26 protein-coding genes and 1 pseudogene are annotated in these 24,455 nt (G+C 34.8%); 12 read left to right on the top strand and 15 right to left on the bottom strand.

The window, feature by feature from the left end; translation table 11 throughout:
• The first annotated feature begins 42 nt into the window (after positions 1-42).
• Positions 43-489 carry a MarR family winged helix-turn-helix transcriptional regulator gene (locus FG384_RS02025; RefSeq protein WP_142640879.1) on the top strand — a complete coding sequence of 149 codons (447 nt, stop codon included), beginning with the start codon at positions 43-45 and terminating at the stop codon, positions 487-489.
• A 264-nt stretch (positions 490-753) separates the two neighbouring features.
• Here FG384_RS02025 and FG384_RS02020 read toward each other — a convergent pair whose 3' ends face one another.
• Together FG384_RS02020 and FG384_RS02015 are read right to left on the bottom strand one after the other, a co-directional pair.
• A complete protein-coding gene (locus FG384_RS02020; protein WP_142640878.1) occupies positions 754-1,011 on the bottom strand; it encodes a hypothetical protein in 258 nt (85 codons plus the stop codon).
• A gap of 212 nt (positions 1,012-1,223) precedes the next feature.
• Positions 1,224-1,868 carry an NAD(P)H-binding protein gene (locus FG384_RS02015; RefSeq protein WP_142640877.1) on the bottom strand — a complete coding sequence of 215 codons (645 nt, stop codon included), beginning with the start codon at positions 1,866-1,868 and terminating at the stop codon, positions 1,224-1,226.
• Between the two features lie 215 nt (positions 1,869-2,083).
• Between FG384_RS02015 and FG384_RS02010 the strand changes: the two genes are divergently transcribed.
• Positions 2,084-2,605 carry a TetR/AcrR family transcriptional regulator gene (locus FG384_RS02010; protein ID WP_240793316.1) on the top strand — a complete coding sequence of 174 codons (522 nt, stop codon included), beginning with the start codon at positions 2,084-2,086 and terminating at the stop codon, positions 2,603-2,605.
• Positions 2,606-3,175: 570 nt separating this feature from the next.
• On the opposite strand, the gene FG384_RS02005 is transcribed toward FG384_RS02010, so the two are convergent.
• Complete coding sequence (locus FG384_RS02005) at positions 3,176-3,601, bottom strand: hypothetical protein (RefSeq protein ID WP_142640876.1); 426 nt, start codon at positions 3,599-3,601, stop codon at positions 3,176-3,178.
• 247 nt (positions 3,602-3,848) lie between these two features.
• Positions 3,849-5,228: a PepSY-associated TM helix domain-containing protein gene (locus tag FG384_RS02000; RefSeq protein ID WP_142640875.1), complete on the bottom strand. Its 1,380-nt coding sequence runs from the start codon at positions 5,226-5,228 to the stop codon at positions 3,849-3,851.
• A gap of 545 nt (positions 5,229-5,773) precedes the next feature.
• On the opposite strand from FG384_RS02000, the gene FG384_RS01995 reads away from it, so the two are divergent.
• The 6 genes and pseudogenes from FG384_RS01995 to FG384_RS01970 all read left to right on the top strand — a co-directional run.
• On the top strand, positions 5,774-6,448 hold the full coding sequence (locus FG384_RS01995) for a nitrous oxide reductase accessory protein NosL (RefSeq protein WP_142640874.1): 675 nt from the start codon (positions 5,774-5,776) through the stop codon (positions 6,446-6,448).
• Between the two features lie 62 nt (positions 6,449-6,510).
• Entirely contained in the window at positions 6,511-7,800 is a 1,290-nt protein-coding gene (locus FG384_RS01990; RefSeq protein WP_166462350.1) for a right-handed parallel beta-helix repeat-containing protein, read from the top strand.
• Positions 7,797-8,252, top strand: coding sequence for a nitrous oxide reductase accessory protein NosL (locus tag FG384_RS01985; protein ID WP_142640872.1), 456 nt, complete (start codon positions 7,797-7,799; stop codon positions 8,250-8,252). Before FG384_RS01990 ends, FG384_RS01985 begins: the two co-directional genes overlap by 4 nt.
• Positions 8,252-9,064: an ABC transporter permease gene (locus FG384_RS01980; RefSeq protein ID WP_142640984.1), complete on the top strand. Its 813-nt coding sequence runs from the start codon at positions 8,252-8,254 to the stop codon at positions 9,062-9,064. Before FG384_RS01985 ends, FG384_RS01980 begins: the two co-directional genes overlap by 1 nt.
• On the top strand, positions 9,061-9,735 hold the full coding sequence (locus FG384_RS01975) for an ABC transporter ATP-binding protein (RefSeq protein ID WP_142640871.1): 675 nt from the start codon (positions 9,061-9,063) through the stop codon (positions 9,733-9,735). The genes FG384_RS01980 and FG384_RS01975 overlap by 4 nt, the downstream gene beginning before the upstream one ends.
• 36 nt (positions 9,736-9,771) lie before the next feature.
• A pseudogene (locus FG384_RS01970) lies at positions 9,772-10,242 on the top strand (GNAT family N-acetyltransferase); the annotation flags it as partial.
• 165 nt (positions 10,243-10,407) lie between these two features.
• On the opposite strand, the gene FG384_RS01965 reads toward FG384_RS01970, so the two are convergent.
• A complete protein-coding gene (locus FG384_RS01965; protein WP_142640870.1) occupies positions 10,408-10,833 on the bottom strand; it encodes a protein-disulfide isomerase in 426 nt (141 codons plus the stop codon).
• Between the two features lie 297 nt (positions 10,834-11,130).
• Positions 11,131-12,507: a MocR-like pyridoxine biosynthesis transcription factor PdxR gene (gene pdxR, locus FG384_RS01960; RefSeq protein ID WP_142640869.1), complete on the bottom strand. Its 1,377-nt coding sequence runs from the start codon at positions 12,505-12,507 to the stop codon at positions 11,131-11,133.
• 110 nt (positions 12,508-12,617) lie between these two features.
• Here pdxR and FG384_RS01955 point away from each other — a divergent pair, with 110 nt between their 5' ends.
• Entirely contained in the window at positions 12,618-13,235 is a 618-nt protein-coding gene (locus FG384_RS01955; protein ID WP_142640868.1) for an FMN-binding negative transcriptional regulator, read from the top strand.
• A 329-nt stretch (positions 13,236-13,564) separates the two neighbouring features.
• Here FG384_RS01955 and FG384_RS01950 read toward each other — a convergent pair whose 3' ends face one another.
• Positions 13,565-14,137 carry an LOG family protein gene (locus FG384_RS01950; protein WP_142640867.1) on the bottom strand — a complete coding sequence of 191 codons (573 nt, stop codon included), beginning with the start codon at positions 14,135-14,137 and terminating at the stop codon, positions 13,565-13,567.
• Positions 14,138-14,222: 85 nt separating this feature from the next.
• Between FG384_RS01950 and FG384_RS01945 the strand changes: the two genes are divergently transcribed.
• Positions 14,223-14,540, top strand: a complete 318-nt coding sequence (locus FG384_RS01945; RefSeq protein WP_142640866.1) for a MazG nucleotide pyrophosphohydrolase domain-containing protein — start codon at positions 14,223-14,225, stop codon at positions 14,538-14,540.
• Positions 14,541-14,846: 306 nt separating this feature from the next.
• Here FG384_RS01945 and FG384_RS01940 read toward each other — a convergent pair whose 3' ends face one another.
• On the bottom strand, positions 14,847-15,449 hold the full coding sequence (locus FG384_RS01940) for a carboxymuconolactone decarboxylase family protein (protein ID WP_166462349.1): 603 nt from the start codon (positions 15,447-15,449) through the stop codon (positions 14,847-14,849).
• A gap of 59 nt (positions 15,450-15,508) precedes the next feature.
• A complete protein-coding gene (locus FG384_RS01935; RefSeq protein ID WP_240793315.1) occupies positions 15,509-16,843 on the bottom strand; it encodes a short-chain fatty acid transporter in 1,335 nt (444 codons plus the stop codon).
• 167 nt (positions 16,844-17,010) lie between these two features.
• Between FG384_RS01935 and FG384_RS01930 the strand changes: the two genes are divergently transcribed.
• The gene (locus FG384_RS01930) at positions 17,011-17,331 is read left to right on the top strand and encodes a DUF3870 domain-containing protein (RefSeq protein WP_142640863.1); all 321 of its coding nucleotides are present in this window, start codon (positions 17,011-17,013) and stop codon (positions 17,329-17,331) included.
• Positions 17,332-17,409: 78 nt separating this feature from the next.
• On the opposite strand, the gene FG384_RS01925 is transcribed toward FG384_RS01930, so the two are convergent.
• The 6 genes from FG384_RS01925 to FG384_RS01900 all read right to left on the bottom strand — a co-directional run bounded on the left by FG384_RS01925 (position 17,410) and on the right by FG384_RS01900 (position 22,940).
• Positions 17,410-18,603: a thiolase family protein gene (locus tag FG384_RS01925; RefSeq protein WP_142640862.1), complete on the bottom strand. Its 1,194-nt coding sequence runs from the start codon at positions 18,601-18,603 to the stop codon at positions 17,410-17,412.
• Between the two features lie 12 nt (positions 18,604-18,615).
• Positions 18,616-19,251, bottom strand: coding sequence for a 3-oxoacid CoA-transferase subunit B (locus tag FG384_RS01920; RefSeq protein ID WP_142640861.1), 636 nt, complete (start codon positions 19,249-19,251; stop codon positions 18,616-18,618).
• Positions 19,244-19,930, bottom strand: a complete 687-nt coding sequence (locus tag FG384_RS01915) for a CoA transferase subunit A (protein ID WP_142640860.1) — start codon at positions 19,928-19,930, stop codon at positions 19,244-19,246. Before FG384_RS01915 ends, FG384_RS01920 begins: the two co-directional genes overlap by 8 nt.
• Positions 19,931-19,944: 14 nt before the next feature.
• Positions 19,945-20,661 carry a carboxymuconolactone decarboxylase family protein gene (locus FG384_RS01910; protein WP_142640859.1) on the bottom strand — a complete coding sequence of 239 codons (717 nt, stop codon included), beginning with the start codon at positions 20,659-20,661 and terminating at the stop codon, positions 19,945-19,947.
• 197 nt (positions 20,662-20,858) lie between these two features.
• On the bottom strand, positions 20,859-21,692 hold the full coding sequence (locus FG384_RS01905) for an alpha/beta fold hydrolase (RefSeq protein WP_142640858.1): 834 nt from the start codon (positions 21,690-21,692) through the stop codon (positions 20,859-20,861).
• 213 nt (positions 21,693-21,905) lie between these two features.
• Positions 21,906-22,940: a DUF418 domain-containing protein gene (locus tag FG384_RS01900; protein WP_142640857.1), complete on the bottom strand. Its 1,035-nt coding sequence runs from the start codon at positions 22,938-22,940 to the stop codon at positions 21,906-21,908.
• 231 nt (positions 22,941-23,171) lie between these two features.
• Between FG384_RS01900 and FG384_RS01895 the strand changes: the two genes are divergently transcribed.
• A complete protein-coding gene (locus FG384_RS01895) occupies positions 23,172-24,320 on the top strand; it encodes a VanZ family protein (protein ID WP_142640856.1) in 1,149 nt (382 codons plus the stop codon).
• Positions 24,321-24,455: the final 135 nt, after the last annotated feature.

The following is a 24,455-nucleotide window of genomic DNA, read 5'->3' as shown; positions in this document are numbered from 1 at the left end:
ATTGCAAGTAAGTGGTGTATATATTATATAAGAGGTGAAAACATGGATAACAAACGTGAACTATTTCAAGTGCTCACTCGTAGGTTTGGACTTCTTAATAAAAATTGTTGTTCAGTTGGAGCTATAGATATATCCTCTGTACAAAGTCACATTCTTTATGAAATAGATAAACAAACATCACCATCCATGCAACAAATTGCGGACACAATTGCGATGGATATTACAACTTTTAGTCGACAAATCCAGACACTCATTAAAATGGAATTAGTAAAGAAAACACCTTCCTCAACAGACAAAAGGGTATTTATATTATCTCTTACAGTACAAGGTAAGTTTGTTGCTACAACCATTGACGAATCGATGAATGCTTATTTAGAGGAAGTATTCTCGCATATGAACGAATTTGAAAAAGAAACAGTTATTCGCTCTATTAAATTACTAAATCAAGCTATGTCCAAATCAAGCGTTTGCTGTACACCTCTACTTTAAGCAAGAGTAAGTTTTGCTTAAAAAAACATATATTACTTGTAAAATGCAATTAATTAAACTTTTTATTTTGGTAATACCATTAAAATTTTACGGAGGTAAGAAGATGAATAACATTGAGCTTAAACAAATTAACACTGGTGGATGTTGCGGACCTTCTGCAAAAATAAAGGCCCCGTGAGTTCAATAAGAAAAAAGAGTTGCCTAAGCAACCCATGATCTTTAACTAAGTACCCGTTAGCTTAATAACTCCATAATTCAATAAAACTATGGTTTCGACTTATTTCTTTTCATTAGATAAAAAATTATAGCAAATATAACCTGAATTAAAGGGACGAATTTTGCCCAAGGAAATGGCGGATAACCACTAAAAAACCAAGCATCAGGATAAAGTAAAATTGCACTTAACAACATCCAAATCCAAGAACGCTTAATGAGTGCATATACAAAAGTAATTACTGATGCTATAAGCAGAGGATAAAACAAACCTAATTGACCCAACAAGCCTCCCATAATTTCTTCCAAGTTATAACCTCCCCAAATTTTTAAATTTTTTCTTTTCCTTCTTAAAGAAACATGCTCCTTTAGTTGAACAAGAAAAAAGAGCCGTTTAGCGCTCAAAGATCTTCAAGTAAAGCACCCGTTACTTTAAGTACATTTATTCACAAACTTTACTACTTATACTTAATGAAAACTCAATTCATCACTATAATGCAAATGAAAAAGCTGTCTCGGCCTTATTTGTTAAATACAATTGGCATTTGTTTTTGATATGTGTTCCTTTGTGCAATATCATACATACATTGAGCAACGTTATCTCGTGAGACTCCCATTTTCCCATTCGTATTTCCAAGTGAGATATTATAGCCCTTACCACTTTGTTTTAGATTGGGATTAATAATCCGAACGACAGTCCAATCTAATGTTGACTGTTTTACAAGTTGCTCAATCTCTTTCATTTCTTGATAACCTGTTGGAAATAACATTTTAGCCATTATACCTGGTAACACCGTTATAAGTTGTTTCTTGTCTTCCTTTGCTTTTACAGTTGGAGTGCCCAACGTTATTAGACGTTTTATATTCATTTTTTCCATAACATGAATAATCATTTTATGACCACTTGCAATAGGAAGACTTTTCACTTTTCTTGAATTATCAAGAGCAGGACCTAATGTGCTAATTACCACATCAGCATCTTCAATTGCTTCTTCCATCTTCCTTTCATTAGATAGTTCTCCTATAATAATTTTTAATCTTTTATGACTAATCGAAATAGAATCTTCTCGTCGAACATACGCTATTACACGATCTCCATTTTGAATAGCTTTTTGAATAACCAGTTGACCTATTGCTCCACTTGCTCCAAACAATGTAATGTTCATTTGTAATTCCTCACTTTCATAACACCTTTCGTATAAACAACACCTGTTGTATAGTTGATTGTAAGATAAGATTCATTTACTCTCAATCACCAGTTCTGAAGATTTGTAGCTTATACAACGAATGTATAAAAATGTTGTATAGATATAATAAGGAGAAAGATAAAAATGGGAAATAACAAAGTAGACCCACGTATTTTACGAACAAGAAGATTAATATGGATTCTTTTATAAAAATAGCTCAAAAAATCAATGTTAAGGACATTACAATAAAAGACATAACCAACGAGGCAACTGTTAATAGTGCTACTTTTTATGCCCATTTCACTGATAAATACAATTTACTTGATGCCGTCATTACGGAAAATATCTTGGAAAACGTTATAGAAAAACTTCATCGTCACGATACATTTAATGATAAGTCTATTCAAGAGATATTTCTGGCTCTAACTACATTTCAAACAGATTTGAAATCACAATGCAGTAAGAGTTTTGAATCTTTCAGTATAACAATTGAGAAAAAAATAAAAAATGAGCTAGAGAAGTTATTTCTTTCTTTGCTTATTAAACAGCAGTCAACTCCTGAAGTTGAATCACTAAAAGTTGGTGCTGTAATGTTAAGCTGGGGAATTTATGGAGCATCAATTGATTGGCAAGAGAATAGTTCTTTATCAGCAAAAGAATATATCAAGATAGCCATACCTTATATAATGAAGGGGATAGGTGAATATAAAAGTTAAAGGATGACTTATAATCATCCTTTATTAATTTTAAAATTTTAACCTTATTCAACTAAACTGCCCCGTTAGCCATCCATGAAGCGAAAATCAGCGCTTCACCACAGAGAATGAAAATGGATAGCCCTGTCTATACTGTTTCTACAGCTGGCGAAGAAGGTCGATACACTATGGTGCCATAGAGCCCATCCGTTAGTCTGACTCCAACGATCTCGGTACATCACAGACTGTCGCACCCTATATGGGTAGCACTTATGGGAGATTAATCCTTTTTGATTGGTTGCACCAGCCTTGCCTTTATTTTAGGAAGAATGGAGATGTTTCTTGATTTACCTATTAACTCAATATAATCATTCTGAAGGCTCAGCCTTTTTTTAAAAAAGCTTTTTCTGAGTCTTTTTTGTTATGCACTTTTACTGTTTTAGAGAGTTTTTAATTTTCATGGGAGTTTAAGTGAAAACCCTCACAATCTCTTAGTATATACAAGAGGGCAATTCCAAAAAGTGTTTTTTTGAGGTATTTGAACAATTAAAACTAAATAAATAACGTAATATACACAAAAATTTTGCAAACCTAATCTTTAGTTACATCCAAATCCTTCATAATTCTTCTTGATCTAATCAGCAAATCTTCTCCGTTCAAGTTAGTAATTTTAATTTTGTACGTCCTCGGAGTAATCGATCCATATAAATTAACTTCAAATTTACCGATTGACCCTTGAAATACTTTATAGATTCCCGTGTCTACAACTGATTCGTCTTCCAGCTTCATAAGATATTCCACTATCGCTTTTTTCCACATTGAATCCGTTTTCTGTTTGATCTTATTCAGTTTCAAAGTAGTTATCGGTTCAGTTATAACAAACTCCTCTGTATATGCGGATGTAGCTAGATCTTGAAAATCCCATGAAACCGATGCTATTTGATCAGCATCCGGAGGTGCTTGTATTATGGCCAGTATTGTAAAGATAAACGTAATTTTGTGTAATAGTAAGCACATTTAAAATCCAGAACCACATCTTGAAAATCTGTTGTTGTTTGAGACATTCCCAATTTATTCTGTACTATTTCTCGACCAAAGTACAATTCCTACGTATCTCCACTTGCTTTTTCAAATAAATAACCTAATATTGCGTATATATCTATAAAATATATCTATTTACAACCAAGCTCCCAAAAGCACTTAATATTACAATTCGTCATAAACATAATTAACACCGTCCTAGATTTGGACGGTGTTAATAAAGTTATTTAATTAAATTATGTTCTTTAATGCCTCTATTTTTGTTCTTAATTAGATAAATTATAAATTCAATAAAAGCAATGACTATAAGAGATATGCCAAAAAGGGGCATTACTATTCCAAGCATCACTAATATAATGATGAACCCTGTAAAACCTTTTCCCATTGGTGTTTTTGGAGGAGCTGACACTTGACCCTTTACCTTTCGATCTAACCACATCTTATATCCCCAAAAAATCACTGCTAGGAATGCTAAACAAACTATAAGATTTATTATTTTATTTGGCCATCCGAATAAGTGCCCCTCATGCAATGGAATCCCCCATGTAAACCATTTTCCCAAAATACCATATTCCTCATAGCCAACCTTAGAAATGAGCTTCCCGCTATACTGATCAAAGTAAGTAGTCATTTCTTCATACGGACTAACATCTAAACCAGTAACCCCCGTATTACTACCTTTAGATACAGTATATACACCGTCATCACTTATTGGATAGACGATAGAATACGGCTTGGAGATTTCAGCTTCCTCAACCTTTTGTATAAGATTTTGCACACTAATCATATTACTATTATCAGTCTTATTAGACATACCGTTATGCTGAGCATGAGCATCAGTTGATGCTGGTGGTTCATTTTTTCGAGTAGCCCAAGGAATTTCGTTATTCTCTGATGTTGGCGGAACTTGTTGTAGTTCTGGAATACCAATGGAGGGATGTGATTGTGCCGCTGAGTATATGAAATTACCCATAAGAGCCGACCAAGGTAAACCAGTAAAGATCAGGACAACCATTGGAATAGCAATTAAAGTACCTGTAATAGCATGAAGTTTTTTATGTCCCTGTCTCTTATTTTTGGTTCCCTTCTGTCTTTTAAAGACTTTACCTTTAAATGACATATAAACTCCCGAAATAAGTAAAAATATAGCCCAACATGCTGCTAATTCAACCAAATAGTTTACAACTGTTCCACCTACAAATAAGGAACTATGTAATCCTCTCATGACATTCGAATAAGTAGATGCTGCGTTCTGACTACCTACAATCTGATTATGATCATCAATGAAGACATATTTTTGATTGCCTTCTGTATTGGTCATAGTAAGTCTTGTATTGTAATCATCTTTCAAAACAATTACTTTAGTTACACTATAACCGTCATATTCATTTTCCGCATTCTCTATCGCTTCATCTATAGAGACACTTTCACTTTTGTTACTGTCGCCAAAAAATAAATTATCATATAATTGATTTTCAACGTTTGTATAAAATAAATATCCAATACCACTAATTGTAAGGGTTATCAGCAATGGTGCTATAAATATCCCTGCATAAAAGTGCCAACGCCAAAAAATATTATAGAAATGCTTTTTATTTTTCACTTTATTTCCTCCATAACATTAGATAGCCTTTTAATGGTTTTCATGATTGCCATTTAAAGCATTTCTACAGCTGGTAAGCATATTACTTAAAATAACAATAGTAAATATAGAAATTACAAGTTATTAAATACTCGCTACTCCTTCCTCGAATCCTTACTTCTTTAGCAAAAAAATACAATAACAATCAAATAAATTCATTAATAAGTGTGATTTTTTACCAAAATGTAGTTTATACTTATTAATTTAATTGAATGAGTAGGTAATTTATCTGATTAGAACTGTAATAATGACACAAATATTATTCTAGTAGACAAATGTGAAATTTGAACAAAATCTAAAGCATAAATATGAAATTTATCGAATCAGAAATTATGTTCTATTTTTGAACCATCCGAACGCAGCTTCATTTATCTTTAACAAAATTACTTTACAAAAATATCTACATTACCATTTACAATACAAGTACTAAAATATTCACAATAATTTTCATCTTTTTTCACAATTGTCTTGTAACATTATAAGAAATTGGAGGGAGAGGTAGAATTATGAAAAATAAATTAGGCATAACTCTTGTATTCACATCAATATTACTTGGCGCATGTGGGCAAAATGAGGCTAAACCAGTGGATGAAAGTCTGGAAACAAAAAGCCTAACAACAGAACAACAAAACGAAGAGGCAATAATTACAGATGGCAACTCAGTAGATGAACGTTTACAAGAAGTAACGGAAGATACCATTTGTGAATTTTGTAATATGAAAGTATATGAACCAACGCATGAACTAGGAGCCTTTACAGCTCAAGGGATTAAGGAAGATGGATCAACCCTTTTCTTTGATGATGTCGGCTGTATACTAAACCAAGAACGTGTAGATGGCATAGAATTCGAAAAGTTTGTACGTGATAATAATTCAAAAGACTGGTTAAAACTAGATAATGCAATTATCGTTAAAGCAGATATTAAAACCCCAATGAATTATGGTTACGCCTTCTTCAAAGATCAAGGTAGTGCAGATTCCTTTATCAAAGAAAATGAAGGTTCAAAAGTTGTTACTATATCAGAAATTGATGATGTTTCAAAGGTACGCTACGATACTCATATGGAAAAAATGAAAAATAGTGATTCCAGCGAAACAATGGAAATGGACATGGATGCAGAAAATAGCGACTCTAATTCAAGTAGCCATGGGCACACTGACTCAAGTAGTCATAATCACTAAGCTTATACTAAAAGGGCTGGAGGAGACTCTGCCCTTTTAGTCGTTGAATGGGGGGTGGAAAGATGAAATGTTTGTGGACTATCTTATGTTTTAGTAATCTACTTTGGTTCATTTTTGCAATGCCTGCCAAAGCAGATATTTTAACTTTACAAGAACAAATTGATGCAACGCCCTCTGGTGGAGTACTTGTGCTAAAGGATGGCATTTATACAGGACAGTTTTCTATTACAAAGCCAATTACATTGAAGGGTTCCAAACATACCGAGCTAAAGAGTAATGCTAAGGAATCGTTACTGAAAATAGAAAATACACAAAATGTTTCATTAGAAAATATTCTTATTTCCGATGCACATATAGGCATTGTAATGAAAAATACTTCAAATGTAAGTTTGCACGATGTAAAACTTCAAAACGTTTGGAGTGGTGTACAAATTTACAATTCTAAGGATGTAGTAGTTAACGGCTTAACAATAACTGGAATTGATGGGCATTACTCAAAAAAAGGGAATGGACTTGCGATTTTTAACAGCCATAATTTGACTATTTCAAATAATAATTTCACAAACGTACAAGATGGTTTTTATATTGAGAAGGTTCAGGCAATCACGCTTGCTGATAACACTGTGAAGAATAGTCGCTATGGAATCCACTTTATGTATACCGATAATGCACTTGCAAAGAGTAACGAGTTCAATCAAAATGTTACAGGTATTATGCTTATGATGACGGAAAATACTCAGATAGAAAACAACAATGTTAAAGAACAAAATGGTTTAAACGGTGCTGGATTTATCCTATTTGAAGCTAAAAATATCGACATTCTTTATAACCATTTCCAAGCAAATAGAACAGCTCTATCTACGCAAAAACTAACCACTTCCACTGTGGGACACAACACTTTCCAGATGAACCAAACTGCTGTTGAACTCATTCGTTCTAACAAAGAGAATATCGTTTATGCAAATGACTTTGTGGGCAATATTGTAAATATACGTTCTGACGGAACTGATAGTAGTATAAAACAAAATTACTATGATGACTACGCTGGTATTGATATCGATGACAATGGTATTGGTGAACGCCCTTATGTTGCATTGCAAAGCTTCGGTCAATGGATGGTGCGGCAGCCTGCCTATCAATACTTCATCGAATCGCCAGGTGTTGTACTACTAAATGAAATGGATCGACAAACGAATTTACTAGAAACAGAGCAGTTAGTAGATGAAGAACCGATGATGCACAGTTCTCATAAAGCGACAATTGAAAGTAATATTCTAGTGTGGGAAGTAGTTGTCGGTTTAATAGTACTAGTTTTTGGATTATGGCTTTGGAGAAGGGAAGTAGCAATATGAAGATAAAATGGTTAGTTTGCTTTTTCGTAGTTGTCTTATTACTACAAGCCTGTGGCAATAAAGACTATAAACCACGTGATCTCGTTAGCGAAACGGATGTCTGTAAGGTCTGCAATATGAGTATTGTGCATGAAGAATACGCAGGACAAATTGCTTTATCTAATGGTGATTATGAAATGTTCGATGATCTGGGCTGTTTAATTGAATATATGAAGAATCTGAACAAGAAAGATATCGGCAAAACTTTTATTAAAGACGAAGGGAGAGAAAATTGGATCAATGTTGAAACTGCTTCCTTTGTTTATGATAAAGATATTTGGACACCCATGTCATATGGCGTCATAGCATTTGAATCAAAAGATGTGGCACAACAATATATCGTCAATGAAGGAAAAGGGAAATTACTTAGCTACGCAGATTTAGATACCTTTGAATGGGGTGTGCATCATTGATGAACGTACTCTTTTTTCGTCTTGAATGGAAGCAAATGCTCCGAAGTCGCTGGATGCAACTAGTAGCTATATTATTTGTTTTTATATTCGTAGCTATTTCATTAATACAGCAAATTGGTTTACCTAATGTGGATGGTTTCACTAGACAAACAGCTAGTTTTTTAAATTTACTACTATTCTTATTACCTCTGTTTATCTTAACAATTGGCAGTATGGGAGTGGCGAGTGATTTGGAATCTGGCTGGTACTCACTATTAAAAACTTATCCGATGTCAATTACACAATATATTGTAGGCAAGTATTTGGCATTGCTGCTATCATTTATGCTCATATTACTATTAGCCTTTAGTGTGGTGCTTGGGATGAGTGGATTGGCGGGACAGTCACATTTGCCGACTGTTTTTGTTGGTCTATCTATAATAACAGTACTTATTTTTTCAGCATTGGCCATTATATGTGGTGTTGTAGCTAAAAGCCGTTTACATGCATTAGCACTATCACTTGTTGTATGGGCATTTGCTTTATTACTGGTGTCCTATACATTGATGGCAGTGGGTACATTAGTAGCTGGGCATATTTTACAAAAACTAACAATTATCATGATTCATTTGAATCCAGCAGAATGGATCCGATTTGGCTATTTTATATTTTCTGGACAATCTTCTGTTTTAGGGCCATCATTTTATGAGTTTACGAAATTCTATAACTCCCCAACAGGATTTATTGTGTATGGCCTTGTAACAATTAGTTGGGTAGTGTTGCCTTTATTACTAGCTGGTGTATTACTACGTAGAAAGGAGGGTCGAGCATGATTGTAGAAGGTAGGTCATTACTGAAAAAATATTCTGAGAACCAAGGCTTGGAGGATGTTTCTTTTTCTTTATGCGCAGGTCGTATTATTGCACTAGCTGGTGGCAATGGTGCTGGAAAAAGTACGTTAATTAGATTACTGATCGGCGAGGAACAGTCGGATAGTGGAGAAATTCATTGGGCAGTGGAACGTTCGATTCGCTATATGCCAGATGAAGTGAATTTTCCTGCTGCACTCACAGCAGAGGAAATTTTACAACTACTCGCTGGTTTGAAAAAAGTATCAATAATTGAACGGGAAAAAGTATTGAAACGAGTAGGACTGTGGGATTTCCGTAAACAAAAGGTTAGTCAGTTTTCAAAAGGAATGCGACAACGATTAAATTTAGCTCAAAGTTTGCTCGGAGAAGAACAGCTCCTTATTTTAGATGAACCAACGAATGGTTTAGATATACTATGGATTGCAGAGCTGAAACAAATTTTAAAGGAACAAAAAGTAAAAGGGAAAACGGTGTTGTTTTCGACGCACTTATTGTCATTCGCAGAAGAGCTAGCTGATGATGTTCTTCTCTTACATGAAGGAAAGATACTTCTCCATGGAGCAATTCAAGATGCTTTGTCAGAAACATCTTGTGAACATTTAGAGGAGCTGTTTATGAATAGAGTTATGTAAAAATATAGTTCATTGAATATATAAACCCCATCCGATGACGCTCAAGATATATTAAATTGTTTTTCTAATAATGATGTTTTACGTTATTACGGGCAGAAACCACTAACAAGTATAGAACAGGTGAAACAAATCATTAGAAATTTCTCAAGGAATTTCAAAGAAAAAAGTGGGGTTAAATGGGGGATTGAACTAAGAGAAACAGGTACTATTATTGGAACTATTGGTTTTCAAGAGTGGTCTCTTGAACATAAAAGAGCAAACATAAGCTATGCACTTTTCCCAGAGAAATGGGGCAATGGATATGCAAGTGAAGCTGTTGATAAAGTTATTTCTTATGGATTTTAAGAACTTGGTTTAGAGCGTATAGGTGCAGTTGTTTTTGTTGAAAATAATGCTTCGAATCAGTTATTAATAAAATTGGGTTTTACAAAAGAAGGTACTTTGAAAAATTATATGTATCAAAATGATATACCATATGATACTAATATTTATGCTTTGTTAAAGTAAAAACCTTGCAGAGTTTTAATTAGTCATAAGTGCTGGTGCCGCTGTTCAAGGGAGGCTTATACTACTCCCTATGACGACAATATAAAAACCGTCCTATAGGACGGTTTTCTTACTCCTTGAAGTCTCTAAACTCAGCGTATACGATTATTTGCATTTTAATGAAATTCATTCCTTGGAATACTCTTGGGTATAATACTCCATACCTTCTTCATCAACAATTATACGTTCCCCGATTTTTTGAAACTCTAATGATATATCATTGTCAGCAGTAAGATAATACTTATCTCCTTTTGTCTTAATTTTGACATTTTTATAGAGTTTCTCAAACCTTACACTTGATTGAACATTTTCTAATTCTAAAATATTGTCGATGCTACTTTTCTCTTTTGTATGTCCATAATTGGCACTGATCAAAAGTTCATCACCAACGACTACAATTAACTGACTACTTCGACTGGTGAAACCTGAATCTTCAAAATCACTAGCTTTGGCAATATATGTGGATTCCTTCGCTTCTTCAGAACACGCAGCTAAGAAAAAGATTAAGCTAATACTTAAAAAAAATAGAGCTGTATGCTTCTTTATTTTCAATCCTCACCTTTCTTTTGTAGAGTTTTCTTAATTAACGATACGTTAAGAAATTAAAAAAGTTTCATATTTTAAAATATTCAGAAAGTAAACGAGTGTTAAATGACAACAAAGTCGGGAACTGACCTATTGAATTTGTTTTTCAAGTAGTTAATCTAAAATAGTGGCTATTGTTACTCCCCATTTTGGTATATAAGCATTTGATATTGACTGTTCGTTTACCTTTTTGATAAAGTCAGTGAAATACATTGCAAGCATCTGTACACAATCGTTCAGTAGTCTAGAGTTAATTACTCTTTTTTATAACCAAGCTTTTTTTAATAGCTCCACACCTTGCTGGATTTCGTCACAGGATAGATTACTAAATCCAAGTTTAATAATTGGTTCGTCGGTATTGTTTTCGATGAAGTAGAGTGAGGTAGGATACACTTTCACTCCATAAAGGGAAGCGCGCTCGATTAGCCATTCTTCTGAATGCTTCATATGTACTTTTACCAAAACATATAAACCAGACTGTTCTCCAATAATGGATATTCGTTGACCGAATTGTTCTTTTAATGCGGATACTAGGTGCTGCATTTTTCGTTTATAAACAAGACGCATGCGTTTAATATGACGATTCCATTCACCATCTTCCATAAATTTAGCCATGGTGAGTTGTCCAAAAAGTGAAGTGGTACTCTCAAAATGAAGAAATTGGTTTTTATAACGATTTAATAATGACTGGGGCAACACCATATAGCTTAATCGGATTCCTGGAAGAAAGGATTTTGAGAAATTCCCTATATAAATGACTCTTGTAGAATCGATGGAAGCGAGGGCTGGAAATGGCTGTTGCGTATAGCGAAATTCACTATCATAGTCGTCTTCGATAATATATCCATTCCTCTTGTTAGCCCAGTGGATAAGTGCTTGCCGTTGTTGGATGGACATGCTTACCCCGATTGGACTGTGATGGGAAGGTGTTACATAGATGACTTGTGATTTCATTTGTTCTAATTGTGAAAAATCAGCACCTGTTTCATAAACGGGTAAAGTTTCAAGTGCAAAACGATGGAATTGAAAAGCTTCTCTAGCACCATCATAGCCAGGGTCTTCTACGATAACGCTTTGGAAATCATCCTTCAGTATATGCCCAAGTTGAATAAGCATTTGTTGGGTACTACTACCGATAATAATGGAATCTACATTTGTTTTTACCCCACGAGATTGGAGTAAGTACGTAGCAATTTGTTCACGTAGACATACTTCACCAAAAGGTTCTCCATATAGAAAGCTCTCCTTTAGCGTTAACACTTGATTGGAAATTCTCCTCCAAATTTTTAAAGGGAAATGTGTTTGATCTACGGCGCCTGCTCGAAAATCAATGAGGATATGTATCGACACTGTATTCTTTTTATTATAGGAGGTTAAAACTTCTTGAAACAAAAGTGGCTCTAATTCATTTACAAAATAACCTTTTCTCCCTTCTCCACGAATATAGCCTTCCGCTACAAGTTGATCATAAGCCATTAATGTCGTATTGCGACTCACTTGTAGGGAGTCAGCTAGCCTTCGAATGGAGGGCAATTGTTCATCATTCGGTATGTCGCCTCGCTCAATAAACAATTTTAACTGCTCATAGATTTGTTTGTATTTGGGGGAGTCCTCCTTAAAAGCAAAAATGGTTTCTTTCATCGATACGCTCCTTTGACATGTTTATATATTTAAAATTGTACCTTTTTGTATGTCAATTTGTATAATACTATTAAATCAGACGTATTACACAAATCAAGGGGGAGTCAATTATGTACATACCAAAATATTATAAAGTAACAGATTTTGATGAAATTAGAGAATTTGTTCAAAAGAACTCATTTGGAACGATTGTTACAACAAAACAAGGTAAACCAATTGCTACTCATTTACCATTGGGATTAAATAAAATAAATGATGATTACTATATAACTGGGCATATGGCTTATGGGAACCCGCAATGGAGAACATTCGAAACGAGTGAGGATATACTCGTAATGTTCCAGGGACCGCATGCTTACATTTCTTCTTCTTGGTATGAGAATGAAAATGTCCCAACATGGAATTATCAGGCTGTACATATATATGGCACGGCTAGTATTTTGAATGAAGAAGAGTTGCAACAAGAACTTACGATGATGCTACAAAAATATGAAAAACATCGTGAAAATCCAGTTTTATGGGATACACTTTCTCCACAAGTTTTAGAAAAAGAATTGAAAGGTATCATTGGATTTAAAATTAAAGTTAAAGAAATTCAAGCTGCCTATAAATTAAGTCAGAATCGCAACGCAAAGGACTATCTTAATATCGTGAATAAACTACATGAGGAAGAAGATCCAAACTCTCAACAGATGGCAGAAGTTATGAAAAAGAGAACAAAAGATTAAGGATAATGGGGTTCATACTAGGGAACCAGGTTGGAAGATTTAATTAATATTTACCGAAAATTATCAACTTTAAAGAGGTTGTCTAAAAAGCTAAAAAAGTAGAGGGAGAACTTCAACATTCCCTCACTTTATACTACTTTTCATTTCTGGAAAATTGTTCAAAAAGGCGATACTCCTGCTGGAATAGAGTTAGCTTAAGACTCCGCAGCAAAGTGAGGAGGCTTAAGCATCGCCAACGGAAAGGGAGCCGTTTCAACGATTTTATACTTATTGGACAGCCCCTTGTTTTTTACATCAAAAAAATTAGGTGAACTTTATTTTAAAGAGCCTTAATTTTTTTGATAAGTTTTAATCACAGGGGGAGTATAAGTTAAGAATTTTTCTAATAGACCTGTAACGTCAGTATCTACTAAAAGAGTATTCCTATATTGTGCTTGCAAAAACTGTTCGTCCTGCATATGGTCAAATAATGCAATTAGTAAATCATAATAATGATTAATGTTTAAAATGCCACAAGGTTTTTGATGCAATCCAATTTGACTCCATGTAAATACTTCAAAAAATTCTTCTAATGTACCTGGACCTCCAGGTAATGCAATAAATCCATCTGCTAGCTCCATCATTTTGCTTTTCCGCTCGTGCATGGAATTTAGAACAATTAACTCCGTTAAATGTTTATGAGAAATTTCTCTTTCTTCAAGTAATGCAGGGATGACACCAATGACCTTACCACCTTCTTGAAGGACAGTGTCTGCTACTATTCCCATAATGCCTACACTAGCACCACCATAAACTAATGTAATATTACGTCTAGCTAATTCTTTTCCTAAAAGAATAGCTCCTTCCCGATAAGCTTCAGAAGCACCATTACTTGAACCACAAAAAACAGCAATACTTTTCATGCATTTGTCCTCCATATCGCTTAATTGATATTATACTAGATTAGTATACGTAAAATTTTTAAAGAAAGAAATGAGGTACAACTAAATGGAATTAAATGCGTTTCAGCAGTGGGTAAAAGATTACTATGAAAAGCGGGGTTGGTCTGATTTAAATATTTTCACACGAATTGGTTTTTTGGCTGAAGAAACAGGAGAAGTGGCACGTGCTATAAGAGCACTTGAAATTGGGCGAGATCGTCCGGATGAAGTAGTAGGTTCCTACGAAGAAAATAAGCAAGAATTAGTAGAGGAGCTTGGCGATGTGTTAGGAAATATTATAGTAATAGCTAATAAATATGAAATCTCACTTGAAGAAGTATTTAGTGCACATCAAGAAAAACTACATAAACGGTACAAAGGATAAAATAATTAGTATAAGTAGATTAAATAAAAGACCATTAAGATGAAGTGAATGGTATCTCTAGTTATCAACTATAATGTCGGGTATTGGTATATCGAAAAAAATCGTATTCAAGTGATTATTTCTCTTGAATACGATTTTTCTGTCTTTTGATCATCCTTCAAAGCCCGAATTTTAGGGTAGAAGTTTTATAAATAATAAAATCGATGTTATTTAATAAATGCGACAGCGCGAACTGGTGAGGCTGCAGTGCGGTCCCCATAAAGCCACAGTCAATAATACATACATGTTGTATAAGAAGACACCTCCTTAATCGTTAAAAAAGGCTTGAATGCCTACTGCATAAATGCAAATTGTTTTAATATCTTGTAATACAGTATCGGTTGCCCCTAATTGAATTGCGTTCGATTTATGAATTTCAATGCCTTTTGGATACTGATCACAAAGGTTTATAGCGTATAAAAGCAATTCCTTTAAGTAACGTGAAACTACTCCGTCACGAAGGGAAGTAGTACGTAAATTGCTATACTTTAATAATGTGTCGGGAGCATAATCTACTAAATACTGAATCCATTTAGGTAGTTGCTCAAATTCTGATTGATAATAACTTACACATTCTTCTTGGGTTGAAAAAGTAGAAATTCTATGTGTTTCAAGCGTGGATTCAGCTATTCCTGTTAGTTCAATTGCCTTTGAAATTGCGTCAATGCCTGATAACCAGGTTGGTATTCCCCGAGAAATAATTGTGGCAGAAATTAGTTCAGCAATTTCATGTACCGTATTTCCCGCATCAATGGCTACTTCGGTAAAATGAAGCATAGCTTGTTCTTCACGTCGAGCGGCAAATAAACCAACTACTAGTAACGATTTTTCTTTTTTAGATAGAGAAGAATCTTCAAGTAAAGTGTGCATAACGAACCTCCGTTTATGTAAAAGAGCCATTGTTATAAAAACAAAGGCTCTTTTTATTATTAGAATAGGTAAGACCAAGCAAGTGTAGCAACAATATAGACAATTCCAACATAAAACATGATCATTACTAAGAAGCCCATAATGTCTTTTAGTTTTAAACGAGATAGTGCTAGAGCTGGTAAAATCCAAAATGGTTGTACTAAATCATTCCAAGCATTTCCGAGCATGACTGACATAGAAGTCTCTCCAAGTGAAGCTCCCAGTTCTTTTGCTGCATCAATCATGAAAGGACCTTGTACAGCCCAGTGACCGCCAGCAGATGGAGCGAAGAAGTTAATGAAGAAAGAACTTATCAATCCCCAAAACGGTAACGAATGTTGAGTAGAGATGTCTACGAATACTTTTGCAATTGTATCAACTAAACCTGATGCTGCCATGATTGCCATAATACCAGCATAGAATGGGAATTGCAGAATGATACCGGATACGGTTTTGATACCATCTGATAAATGCTCTGTATATTTTGCAGGAGTACCAAGCAAAATAATCCCTAGGAATAAGATGATAAAGTTAAGAATATTTAAATCTAATGATTTTCCATTAGCAAAATAAATAATAACGTAAATAACTCCTAGAATACCAATTGTATAAGAAAGTAGACGGCTATTATTTAATTTGTTAGCAAATGTATTATCGCCAAGTATTTTTGCTTTTACTTGTTCAGAATCCGCATATAAAGAAGGATCGATTTCGATTACATTTTTTGCGTCTTTTGGATGAAGCATAGCGTTAAACAAAGGTAATGTAATCAATAAGAAAATAGTAGTAAGAATCATTGGTAAACTAAAAATAGTTTCTGATAAAGCGATCAGACCCATTTTTTCTTCCAAGAAATGTCCAGGTGTTGATATTAAGATTGGAATAGAAGCGGAAAGTCCTAATCCGTAAAATGTGAATCCAGAATAAGCAGCAGCAATAATCAATGGATAGTGGACACCTTTTACTTTAACTGCTAATTTTTTTGCGATGATTCCACCGATAACTAGTCCAAAGCCCCAGTTTAAGTAACTACCGATACCACCAACTAGTGTTGCCACAATAATAGCTGCCTTAGGTGTATGTACCATACTTGCAATTTTATTTAAGAAGCGGTCTGTAATAGGTGCTGTTGCTAATACATAACCCATAGCTAAAATAACAGCCATCTGCGTAGTGAAGGCTAAAAGATTCCAAAAACCGCCACCCCATTCTGTTGTCAAATTGAAGAAAGAAATATCTTCAATTAAAAGCGCTAATATAAATGTTAGAATCGTTAAACCAATCGCAAATACGAATGGGTCTGGTAAATATTTCTTCATTATTGAAGTGAAGAAATTCGTTAATCTTTCCATCATAATGTCCCCCTAAAATCCTTTAAAATTGTTTGATATATGAACAAGTACTCCCTTTTAAATCTTTTGTTTAGTTAATTAAGTAATAGCTTAATTTGCATAACAATGCCTAATTTTCAGAATAACTATGCTAAAATAAATCTGAATTCTAATTAACGGAGGTTCTTTTAATGCAAAAGTTAAATACTATATTAGTGACTGCATATGCTAAAGCTCCACATGGTACATCCATGTATGAGGTCTATAAACATGCAGGCATTGTGCTTGAGATTGACCAACAGTCACATAAAATAATAGATGCTGAATTTACATTTGTAACGGAATTAGCACAAGATTTCTTTAAACGCATGTTAATTAATTTCGATTTTACATCTGATATCAATATTTTGATTGAGCGTATTGAAGAGCATTATTTAGCTCCCTCAAGTGGCTCTGTTATTGTCGCTTTAAAATCTGCACAGAAAAGATATTTAGAAAAAATTGCTAAATAGTTTTTCGTAAAGTGTTAAGTCAAATTAAAGCGTTTACATTTCTAGTGGAAAGAAAGTTCTCTTATGAGAACTCTCTTTTTAATTTGCTTGGCAATTTTCTACGATTGTTGTAATACCTAGTCCACCAGCGATACAAAGTGTAACTAACCCATAACGCTTACCGGTACGATCTAATTCATGAATAAGCTTCGTCATTAAAATAGCTCCTGTTGCCCCAATGGGATGTCCCATTGCGATGGCCCCACCGTTAGGGTTTACTTTACTTTGATCTAATCCCAGTTCTTCGATTACTGCCAATGATTGGGAAGCGAAGGCTTCGTTTAGTTCAATCACATCGATATCTTCAATGGAAAGTCCTGCTTGTTTTAATGCTTTTCTCGTTGCAGGGACAGGTCCTATGCCCATTATAGAAGGGTCTACACCTGCAGCAGCTTGAGCAATGACTTTTACCTTTGGCTGAAGCCCTAGTGCTTCAGCTTTTTCTTTAGACATTACTAGAAGAGCAGCAGCTCCATCGTTACGACCACTTGAGTTAGCAGCGGTGACGGAACCACCTGCACGAAAAACAGGTTTTAAGGTAGCCATTTTTTCAAGTGGCGTCAATCGTGGATGCTCATCCACTTTAAAGATTTCGATCGATTTACGTGTTTTAATCTCATATGGGACAATTTGTCCTTCAAAATAGCCATTCTTAATAGCTTGATCTGTTCTTACTTGGCTTTGATAAGCAAAGGCATCCTGTGCTTCACGAGAAATTGAGTATTTTTCAGCTAAGTTTTCAGCCGTCTCGCCCATTGTTTTTATCTCATAGGATTCTGGTTGGGAGCCTGGTTGACTCTCGGTATTTGGGTCTAATAAAAGGCTATTTCCTACAGTTAATCCGTATCGAGCATTGCGAATATAGTAGGGTGCTGTGCTCATCGATTCTGTACCACCTGCAATAATAACATCACTTAACCCAAGAGCGATTTGTTGTACGGCATTATTAATAGATTGTAAACCAGAACCACATTGACGATGTACAGTATAGCCGGGCACTTCAAGTGGAATATCTGCACGTAACGATGCAAGGCGAGCAACATTGGATTGGTCAGCACTTTGTTTCGCTTGACCTAAAATCACTTCATCCACTTCATTAGGGTCAATTTCTGTGCGAGTCATTAATTCTTTAATAACAGTAGCACCTAAGTAATCAGCGGTCTGATTCATTAGTGAACCGCCGAGCTTTCCAATTGCTGTACGAACGCCGTCAACAATCACTACTTCTCTCATGTTGCTTCCTCCTTATTTCAACGCATTGATGAAACTAGCTTCTGTATTTGCTTCAACAGTTTCTAAATCTGCCCCTTGCATTAATTCAACTAAATGTAATTGACCGTCAATGTATTTGAAAACCGCTAAATCCGTAATAATCATGTCTACACTACGAGTAGAGGTAATTGGGTAATTACACTCCTTTAAGATTTTGCTTTTTCCATCTTTTGATGTATGAGTCATGGTTACAATGACCTTGCGGGCACCAACTAGTAAATCCATTGCACCACCAACACCGATAATGTTTTTTCCTGGTACTGCCCAGTTAGCAATTCGTGCGTGTTCATCTACTTGAAGAACTCCTAGTATTGCAACGTCCACATGGCCACCACGAATCATAGCGAAAGAAGCTGCGCTATCGAAATAAGAGGCACCAATAGCTTCGCCGACAGCGAATTTTCCTGCATTGACGATATTAGGGTCGATATCATCTTCACTCACGTCCTCGACGCCAAGCATGCCATTTTCAGTGTGGAAGAAAACATGGTTATGTTCCACATAATTGGCTACAAGTGTTGGAATCCCGATACCTAAGTTAATGATTTGCCCGTGCTCTAATTCTTTTGCAGCACGCTTAGCAATTGCTTCTTGAATTGGATTAGCCATGTTCGATGACACCTTCCTTTGTCAAAATCTTTTTCGCTAAGATGACGCGATCAACGAATAGGTGAGGTGTAACTATGTCATCACTTTTTAGTTCGCCAGCTTCTACAATTTCATCCACTTCGACAATAACGGTTTGAGCAGCCGTTGCCATAAGAGGGTTAAAGTTACGCGCTGTTTTGTAATATACGAGATTGCCTAGTGTATCTGCTTGATGAGCGCGAATAATAGCTACATCTGCTTTTAAAGCCTCTTCTAGTACATATTCCTCGCCATTAAACATTTTTATTTCCTTATCATTTGATAATTCTGTTCCAAATGATGTTTTTGTATAATAGCCAGCAATCCCGGCACCACCAGCACGAATAGATTCTGCTAATGTACCTTGTGGCAACAGATCAATTTCGATTTCACCACGTTGGAAAGCATCACCTACATCACGATTTCCTGTGAAATAAGAACCTATCGCTTTTTTTACTTTCTTTTGTTCTAGTAATTTTCCTAAACCTTTACCTTGCTCACCGAGGTTATTACTAATAATAGTTAGATCCTTTACATCAAGTTCTACTAAAGTATCAATTAGTGTAAGAGGGCCACCTACTAGCCCAAAGCCGCCAACCATAATTGTTTGACCAGTTTGGACACAATCGAGTGCCTCTTCTGCTGAGTTATAAATTTTCATTCTTTTTCACTCCGTTATTTTTGAATTAGTGCGTCACTAATTTCGAACCAAGATGGGATACCAGCCGTTAAAAGGCAAATGTATCCAAGTTCTGCTAAGCGAGGTTCATCTACGCCTTTTTCACGTGCTTTTTTTGCCCAGTAATCTGTTTCTGAGTTTTTTAAAGCAGTAGTGTAAATACCTGTCATTAAAATGTATTTCATTTGTTCATTTACTACGTTTGATTCAAGTAATTTAACAAGTAAAGCGTTTTCATTACCCGCCACAAAAAGAGGGATTAGCTGTTCGTAGTATTTTTTACTTTCATCAGTGGAAGCAAAATTTGCGTAGTAACGTACAATATCTACTGCTGTTGCATTATGTGAAATTTTTTCAACCTTTTCGCCAGTTAGCTCAAGTGCGTATTCAAAAGATTGAAGACCAATTTGTAGCGCTATTTCTCCACCATAGTTGTATGCTACAAGTAAATACTCAGCCAATTCTTCAAGAGTAGCACCGCCATCGATTGCGCCTTTTGTATGGTAAACCATGCTTCGAGCATAGTGTCGAGCGGAATTCATGCCAACAAGTAAGATATCTTTTTCTTTCACAGAAAGTACGCCATCAGCCATTGCTGCACCACGTAATGCCGTGTAATGATCTAACATTGCCGGATTGTAATCATGCATTTTTTGTACCCATCCCGGTACGACATCATACACTTTTTTAAAGTACTCTAATCCAGTTGCCATCTACTTTTCACTCCTTTAAAAATAAAAAGGCCACACTATTCCCATGAACACGTAACAAAAGTGTCATTTAAGAATAATGAGGCCAACAGTCAAGCGGGGATAAACAAAGAAAGGTTATTTCTTTGTGGCCACCTGATAGGCTGTATATTATGATTAATTAATTATTCACATAAAGTTCAACAAATTTCAATCTTTTTTTATAATTTTTTTACAAAATCTTTTATCGTTGGGTTTACATCGCTACGTTTTTCGAAAACAAGAGTGTAGTGATTGCTGTCAGTAGTAATTTTATGGATATTTTTTGCGTATTGTTGCGTATCGTTATAGGATTCAGCTAAAAATAGCGCCGGCATAGCACCAATAACCCCTGTTGAATGTACAAGTAATACTGGGCATTCCACATTAGCGAATACTTCAGCTGGTTTGTAATCGTAAAAGCTTTGGAAGTCTTGTCGAATTTTTGCTTCATCGGACTTATTCTCCCAATGTCCATCGACTTCAGTGATTTCATATCGACCAACACTTTCCATATGGTCATCCCAAACTACTCCAAGATTGCTATAAATTTTTTTGATTTCTTCCAAATAAGCTTCTGCGGATTCATAATGTTTACTTATGCGACCTAGGGAAGGTTCAACAATTTGGCGTTGGTGATCTGTACATGTGGCAGCACCATCCAGTATAATGACACCTTTCACATCATCGCGTTTACTAGCGACTTTTGCCATAATGAACCCACCCATTGAATAGCCCATTAAAATTGGATTTTCAATGTTTAATGCATCAATTAACGCAATAATATCTTGTGTATGTTGCTCGATACCTGTATTTTCGGTTGCAGCAGAACTATTGCCACGTCCTCGTAAGTCGATAGAAATGAATCGGTAGTCTCCTTTAAGTAATTCAGCGTAATAATGTAGTTGTTTACTGTTTCCAGTTAAGCCATGAACCCCGATGATTACACCCTTTGATCCTTCATATTCAGCATAAGCAAGTGTGCCGCCGTTGATTTCGATTGAACGATATTCCATATGCATCCTCCTTATGTAAAAAGTCTAAAATAATTTGTACACCTACTTTCCGGAAATGTCAAAAAATTTTTAAAGATAAACTGAGATAAATGTTAATTAAATGTCAAAAAAAGTATTAAAATGTGCCTTTGTTTATTATATTAAAATAATTATATTCAGTGGATTATTTTCTCCTTCTACAATTTCCGATATTGTGAAGGGGATCATTTTTTCTTAATTCTTCTTTCCATATGTCATAAATCGCCACAATTTTTCTAGTGGTCCCATAGAAAAGAACTTGAACCAGATCGTACTAAAAATTATTTGAATAACATAAATCAGAATTGCGATATAGACAACATCTTTTGGTGAAACGACATCGAGATATATTAATGAAATGATTGACGTTCCTATAATGCTTTGAGCTATATAATTTGTAAAAGACATTTGTCCGACAAATGAAATTGGTTTTAGTAATTTCACGACGGGTTTATATTCTAATAGTAAAAATAATGTTGATAAGTAAAACAAGGTTGTTGGTATTACTCCCAATGCAATAAGTAAATCCACATTATTGTCCTCGTTTTGTGAAGCGTTCCAAATCAATAGAGAGAAAACGATAGACAATAGAAGTGTTCCAATTTGTATCCATCTAATTTGTTTAGCCAATCGTTGTATTTGGACAAGCCAACCTGCTTTAGCGGTTAAAAAACCAGCTAAAAACATAATAAAGATTAGTATCAAATCATTAGAAAAGAAATCTAAGATAGGTCTGATTGGTTCGAGAGATGGTAAGAAAATTTTTAATGTTAGGGACACTATGTAAATAATTGTCATACCAACAATCCACTTTTTAAGTGTAGAAATCTTTGTGCGATAAAAAGGGATTAAAAGCAATCCGACAATTGAGTAGATTGGTAGAATTGTTCCCCAAAATATAAATAAATGAATGATTCCAAGGAGTAAGAGAGCAAGTAATCGCCTTACCATTCGTAATCTAGGTTTATCTCCCTGATTTTCCGCTCTTGAAGCGAATATATACAACCCAACTCCAAATAGGAAAGAAAAAATAGAAAAAAATTTCTTTTCCACAAAGATTTCTATCAATGTACGGATGATTCCATTAATGCCACTAAAGTCGGGTAAAGGATCTCCTTCTATAATAATTTTGAACGCTCCAACATTAATAAGCAGTATGCCAAAAAGAGCAAGGCCGCGAATTATGTCCAATGATACAATTCTTTCTTTTTGTGAAATGGATGGACTCATTGTGTTCCTCCTTTGAACTTATTTTTATTTGCTTAATGGACAGTATAATTCACTAACCTTACATAATATTAATGCCAACCTTACAGAAACCTTAAAACAGCAAAGAAAGGTTGCAACTCAGTTCGAGAGAGCTCAGAGGATGTATTTATTTTATTCAAAAATATTATTGAGAGAAAAGCACATGTTATGATGGAGGGCATAAAAATAGTTTCATGAAAAGAGGGAGAGAAATTGACAGCCTATACACAGCCAATCTATGTGGCAGCCATCTTTTTTGTTATATTAGCATTTATGCTATTTATTCCGTGGCTCATTTTTACATATAGGAAATATAGTTACTTACCACTTTCTACTACATTAATCACATTTTCATTTGTGTTTTATTTTCTAACAGCGTTGTTTTTGGTATTATTACCGTTGCCTGAAATACGTGATACTTGTTCGTTACAAAAAACTGATACACAGCATTATTCACTAGTGCCATTTCAATTTGTAGCAAATACCTTTGAGAATAGTGGGATTGCTCTGTCACAACCAAGTACTTATATGCTGTTATTTAAACAACCTTCATTTTTTCAAGCACTTTTTAATTTCCTATTATTATTGCCCTTTGGCGTTTATCTACGTTATTTTTTCCAAGAGAAAAAGTATTGGAAGAAGGCTTTAGGGTTTACGTTTGTATTAACATTATTTTACGAAGTAACACAGGTAACTGGCATTTATGGCATTTATAATTGTGCTTATCGAATTTTTGATGTGGATGATTTAATGTTGAATACAGCAGGTGGCGTACTAGGTTTCTTTATCGCACCAGCCGTATTAGAGTTATTTCCGTCTAAGCAGAAGGTTAATGCGAAAGCAGAAAAATTATTAGCCCTTGATGAAGTAAAAGCGATGTCAGTTTTGCTGGCAATTATTATTGATTTATTCATCAGTAATATGGTAGTCCAAATTGTTTTGAACATGACTAATGTGAATGAGGTTACTGAAATTATTGCAAGAACAATAGTATTATTTGTAATGTTTTTTATCATTCCATTGCTTTGGGGTGGACATACAGTTGGCACGAAGATTATGCGTTTTCACTATTCTAGTAAAGTGGGCAGGGTAGAAACAAATAAGCGATTGTTCAAACGCTTTGGTGCAATTTATGCCATGTACTTTATAACAGTGATTGCAAGTACTTTGAATAATATGGAAGTAACGATGGACTCTCCTTACTATAAGTTATCCGTATTTTTAGCGCTGGGTACTTGGGTTATCTTCATGATTTTAACGATTGTACTATTCATTCACATTATGTTAGTTCTGTTTAGTAAAAAGAAACGCCGTTTCTACTTCGATGAAGCATCTGATTTATATACAACTAGGAAAAAATAATGTAAAGATCGACTTCTATTAATAAAAGTCCGCCCCAGACTGTAGACAACTCAAAGAAATTTGAGTTTGTCTATAGCTTTTTTTATTTCAAATAAAATAAAGAATGAAAGCAGTTGATTTCCGCTGCTGGCGAAC

The sequence above is a fragment of the Psychrobacillus vulpis genome, from assembly GCF_006861825.1.
GTDB classification, from domain to species: Bacteria; Bacillota; Bacilli; order Bacillales_A; family Planococcaceae; genus Psychrobacillus; species Psychrobacillus vulpis.
Note: the sequence above shows the minus strand (reverse complement) of the source record. Positions and strands in the feature narration are given on the sequence as shown.

Excerpts from the sequence above, each read along its gene's own strand:
- FG384_RS02025 (WP_142640879.1), top strand. The coding sequence starts at position 43 with ATGGATAACAAACGTGAACTATTTCAAGTGCTCACTCGTAGGTTTGGA.
- FG384_RS02015 (WP_142640877.1), bottom strand. The coding sequence starts at position 1,868 with ATGAACATTACATTGTTTGGAGCAAGTGGAGCAATAGGTCAACTGGTT.
- FG384_RS02010 (WP_240793316.1), top strand. The coding sequence starts at position 2,084 with ATGGATTCTTTTATAAAAATAGCTCAAAAAATCAATGTTAAGGACATT.
- FG384_RS02005 (WP_142640876.1), bottom strand. The coding sequence starts at position 3,601 with ATGTGCTTACTATTACACAAAATTACGTTTATCTTTACAATACTGGCC.
- FG384_RS01995 (WP_142640874.1), top strand. The coding sequence starts at position 5,774 with ATGAAAAATAAATTAGGCATAACTCTTGTATTCACATCAATATTACTT.
- FG384_RS01990 (WP_166462350.1), top strand. The coding sequence starts at position 6,511 with ATGAAATGTTTGTGGACTATCTTATGTTTTAGTAATCTACTTTGGTTC.
- FG384_RS01985 (WP_142640872.1), top strand. The coding sequence starts at position 7,797 with ATGAAGATAAAATGGTTAGTTTGCTTTTTCGTAGTTGTCTTATTACTA.
- FG384_RS01980 (WP_142640984.1), top strand. The coding sequence starts at position 8,252 with ATGAACGTACTCTTTTTTCGTCTTGAATGGAAGCAAATGCTCCGAAGT.
- FG384_RS01975 (WP_142640871.1), top strand. The coding sequence starts at position 9,061 with ATGATTGTAGAAGGTAGGTCATTACTGAAAAAATATTCTGAGAACCAA.
- pdxR (WP_142640869.1), bottom strand. The coding sequence starts at position 12,507 with ATGAAAGAAACCATTTTTGCTTTTAAGGAGGACTCCCCCAAATACAAA.
- FG384_RS01955 (WP_142640868.1), top strand. The coding sequence starts at position 12,618 with ATGTACATACCAAAATATTATAAAGTAACAGATTTTGATGAAATTAGA.
- FG384_RS01950 (WP_142640867.1), bottom strand. The coding sequence starts at position 14,137 with ATGAAAAGTATTGCTGTTTTTTGTGGTTCAAGTAATGGTGCTTCTGAA.
- FG384_RS01945 (WP_142640866.1), top strand. The coding sequence starts at position 14,223 with ATGGAATTAAATGCGTTTCAGCAGTGGGTAAAAGATTACTATGAAAAG.
- FG384_RS01940 (WP_166462349.1), bottom strand. The coding sequence starts at position 15,449 with ATGCACACTTTACTTGAAGATTCTTCTCTATCTAAAAAAGAAAAATCG.
- FG384_RS01935 (WP_240793315.1), bottom strand. The coding sequence starts at position 16,843 with ATGATGGAAAGATTAACGAATTTCTTCACTTCAATAATGAAGAAATAT.
- FG384_RS01930 (WP_142640863.1), top strand. The coding sequence starts at position 17,011 with ATGCAAAAGTTAAATACTATATTAGTGACTGCATATGCTAAAGCTCCA.
- FG384_RS01925 (WP_142640862.1), bottom strand. The coding sequence starts at position 18,603 with ATGAGAGAAGTAGTGATTGTTGACGGCGTTCGTACAGCAATTGGAAAG.
- FG384_RS01920 (WP_142640861.1), bottom strand. The coding sequence starts at position 19,251 with ATGGCTAATCCAATTCAAGAAGCAATTGCTAAGCGTGCTGCAAAAGAA.
- FG384_RS01915 (WP_142640860.1), bottom strand. The coding sequence starts at position 19,930 with ATGAAAATTTATAACTCAGCAGAAGAGGCACTCGATTGTGTCCAAACT.
- FG384_RS01910 (WP_142640859.1), bottom strand. The coding sequence starts at position 20,661 with ATGGCAACTGGATTAGAGTACTTTAAAAAAGTGTATGATGTCGTACCG.
- FG384_RS01905 (WP_142640858.1), bottom strand. The coding sequence starts at position 21,692 with ATGGAATATCGTTCAATCGAAATCAACGGCGGCACACTTGCTTATGCT.
- FG384_RS01900 (WP_142640857.1), bottom strand. The coding sequence starts at position 22,940 with ATGAGTCCATCCATTTCACAAAAAGAAAGAATTGTATCATTGGACATA.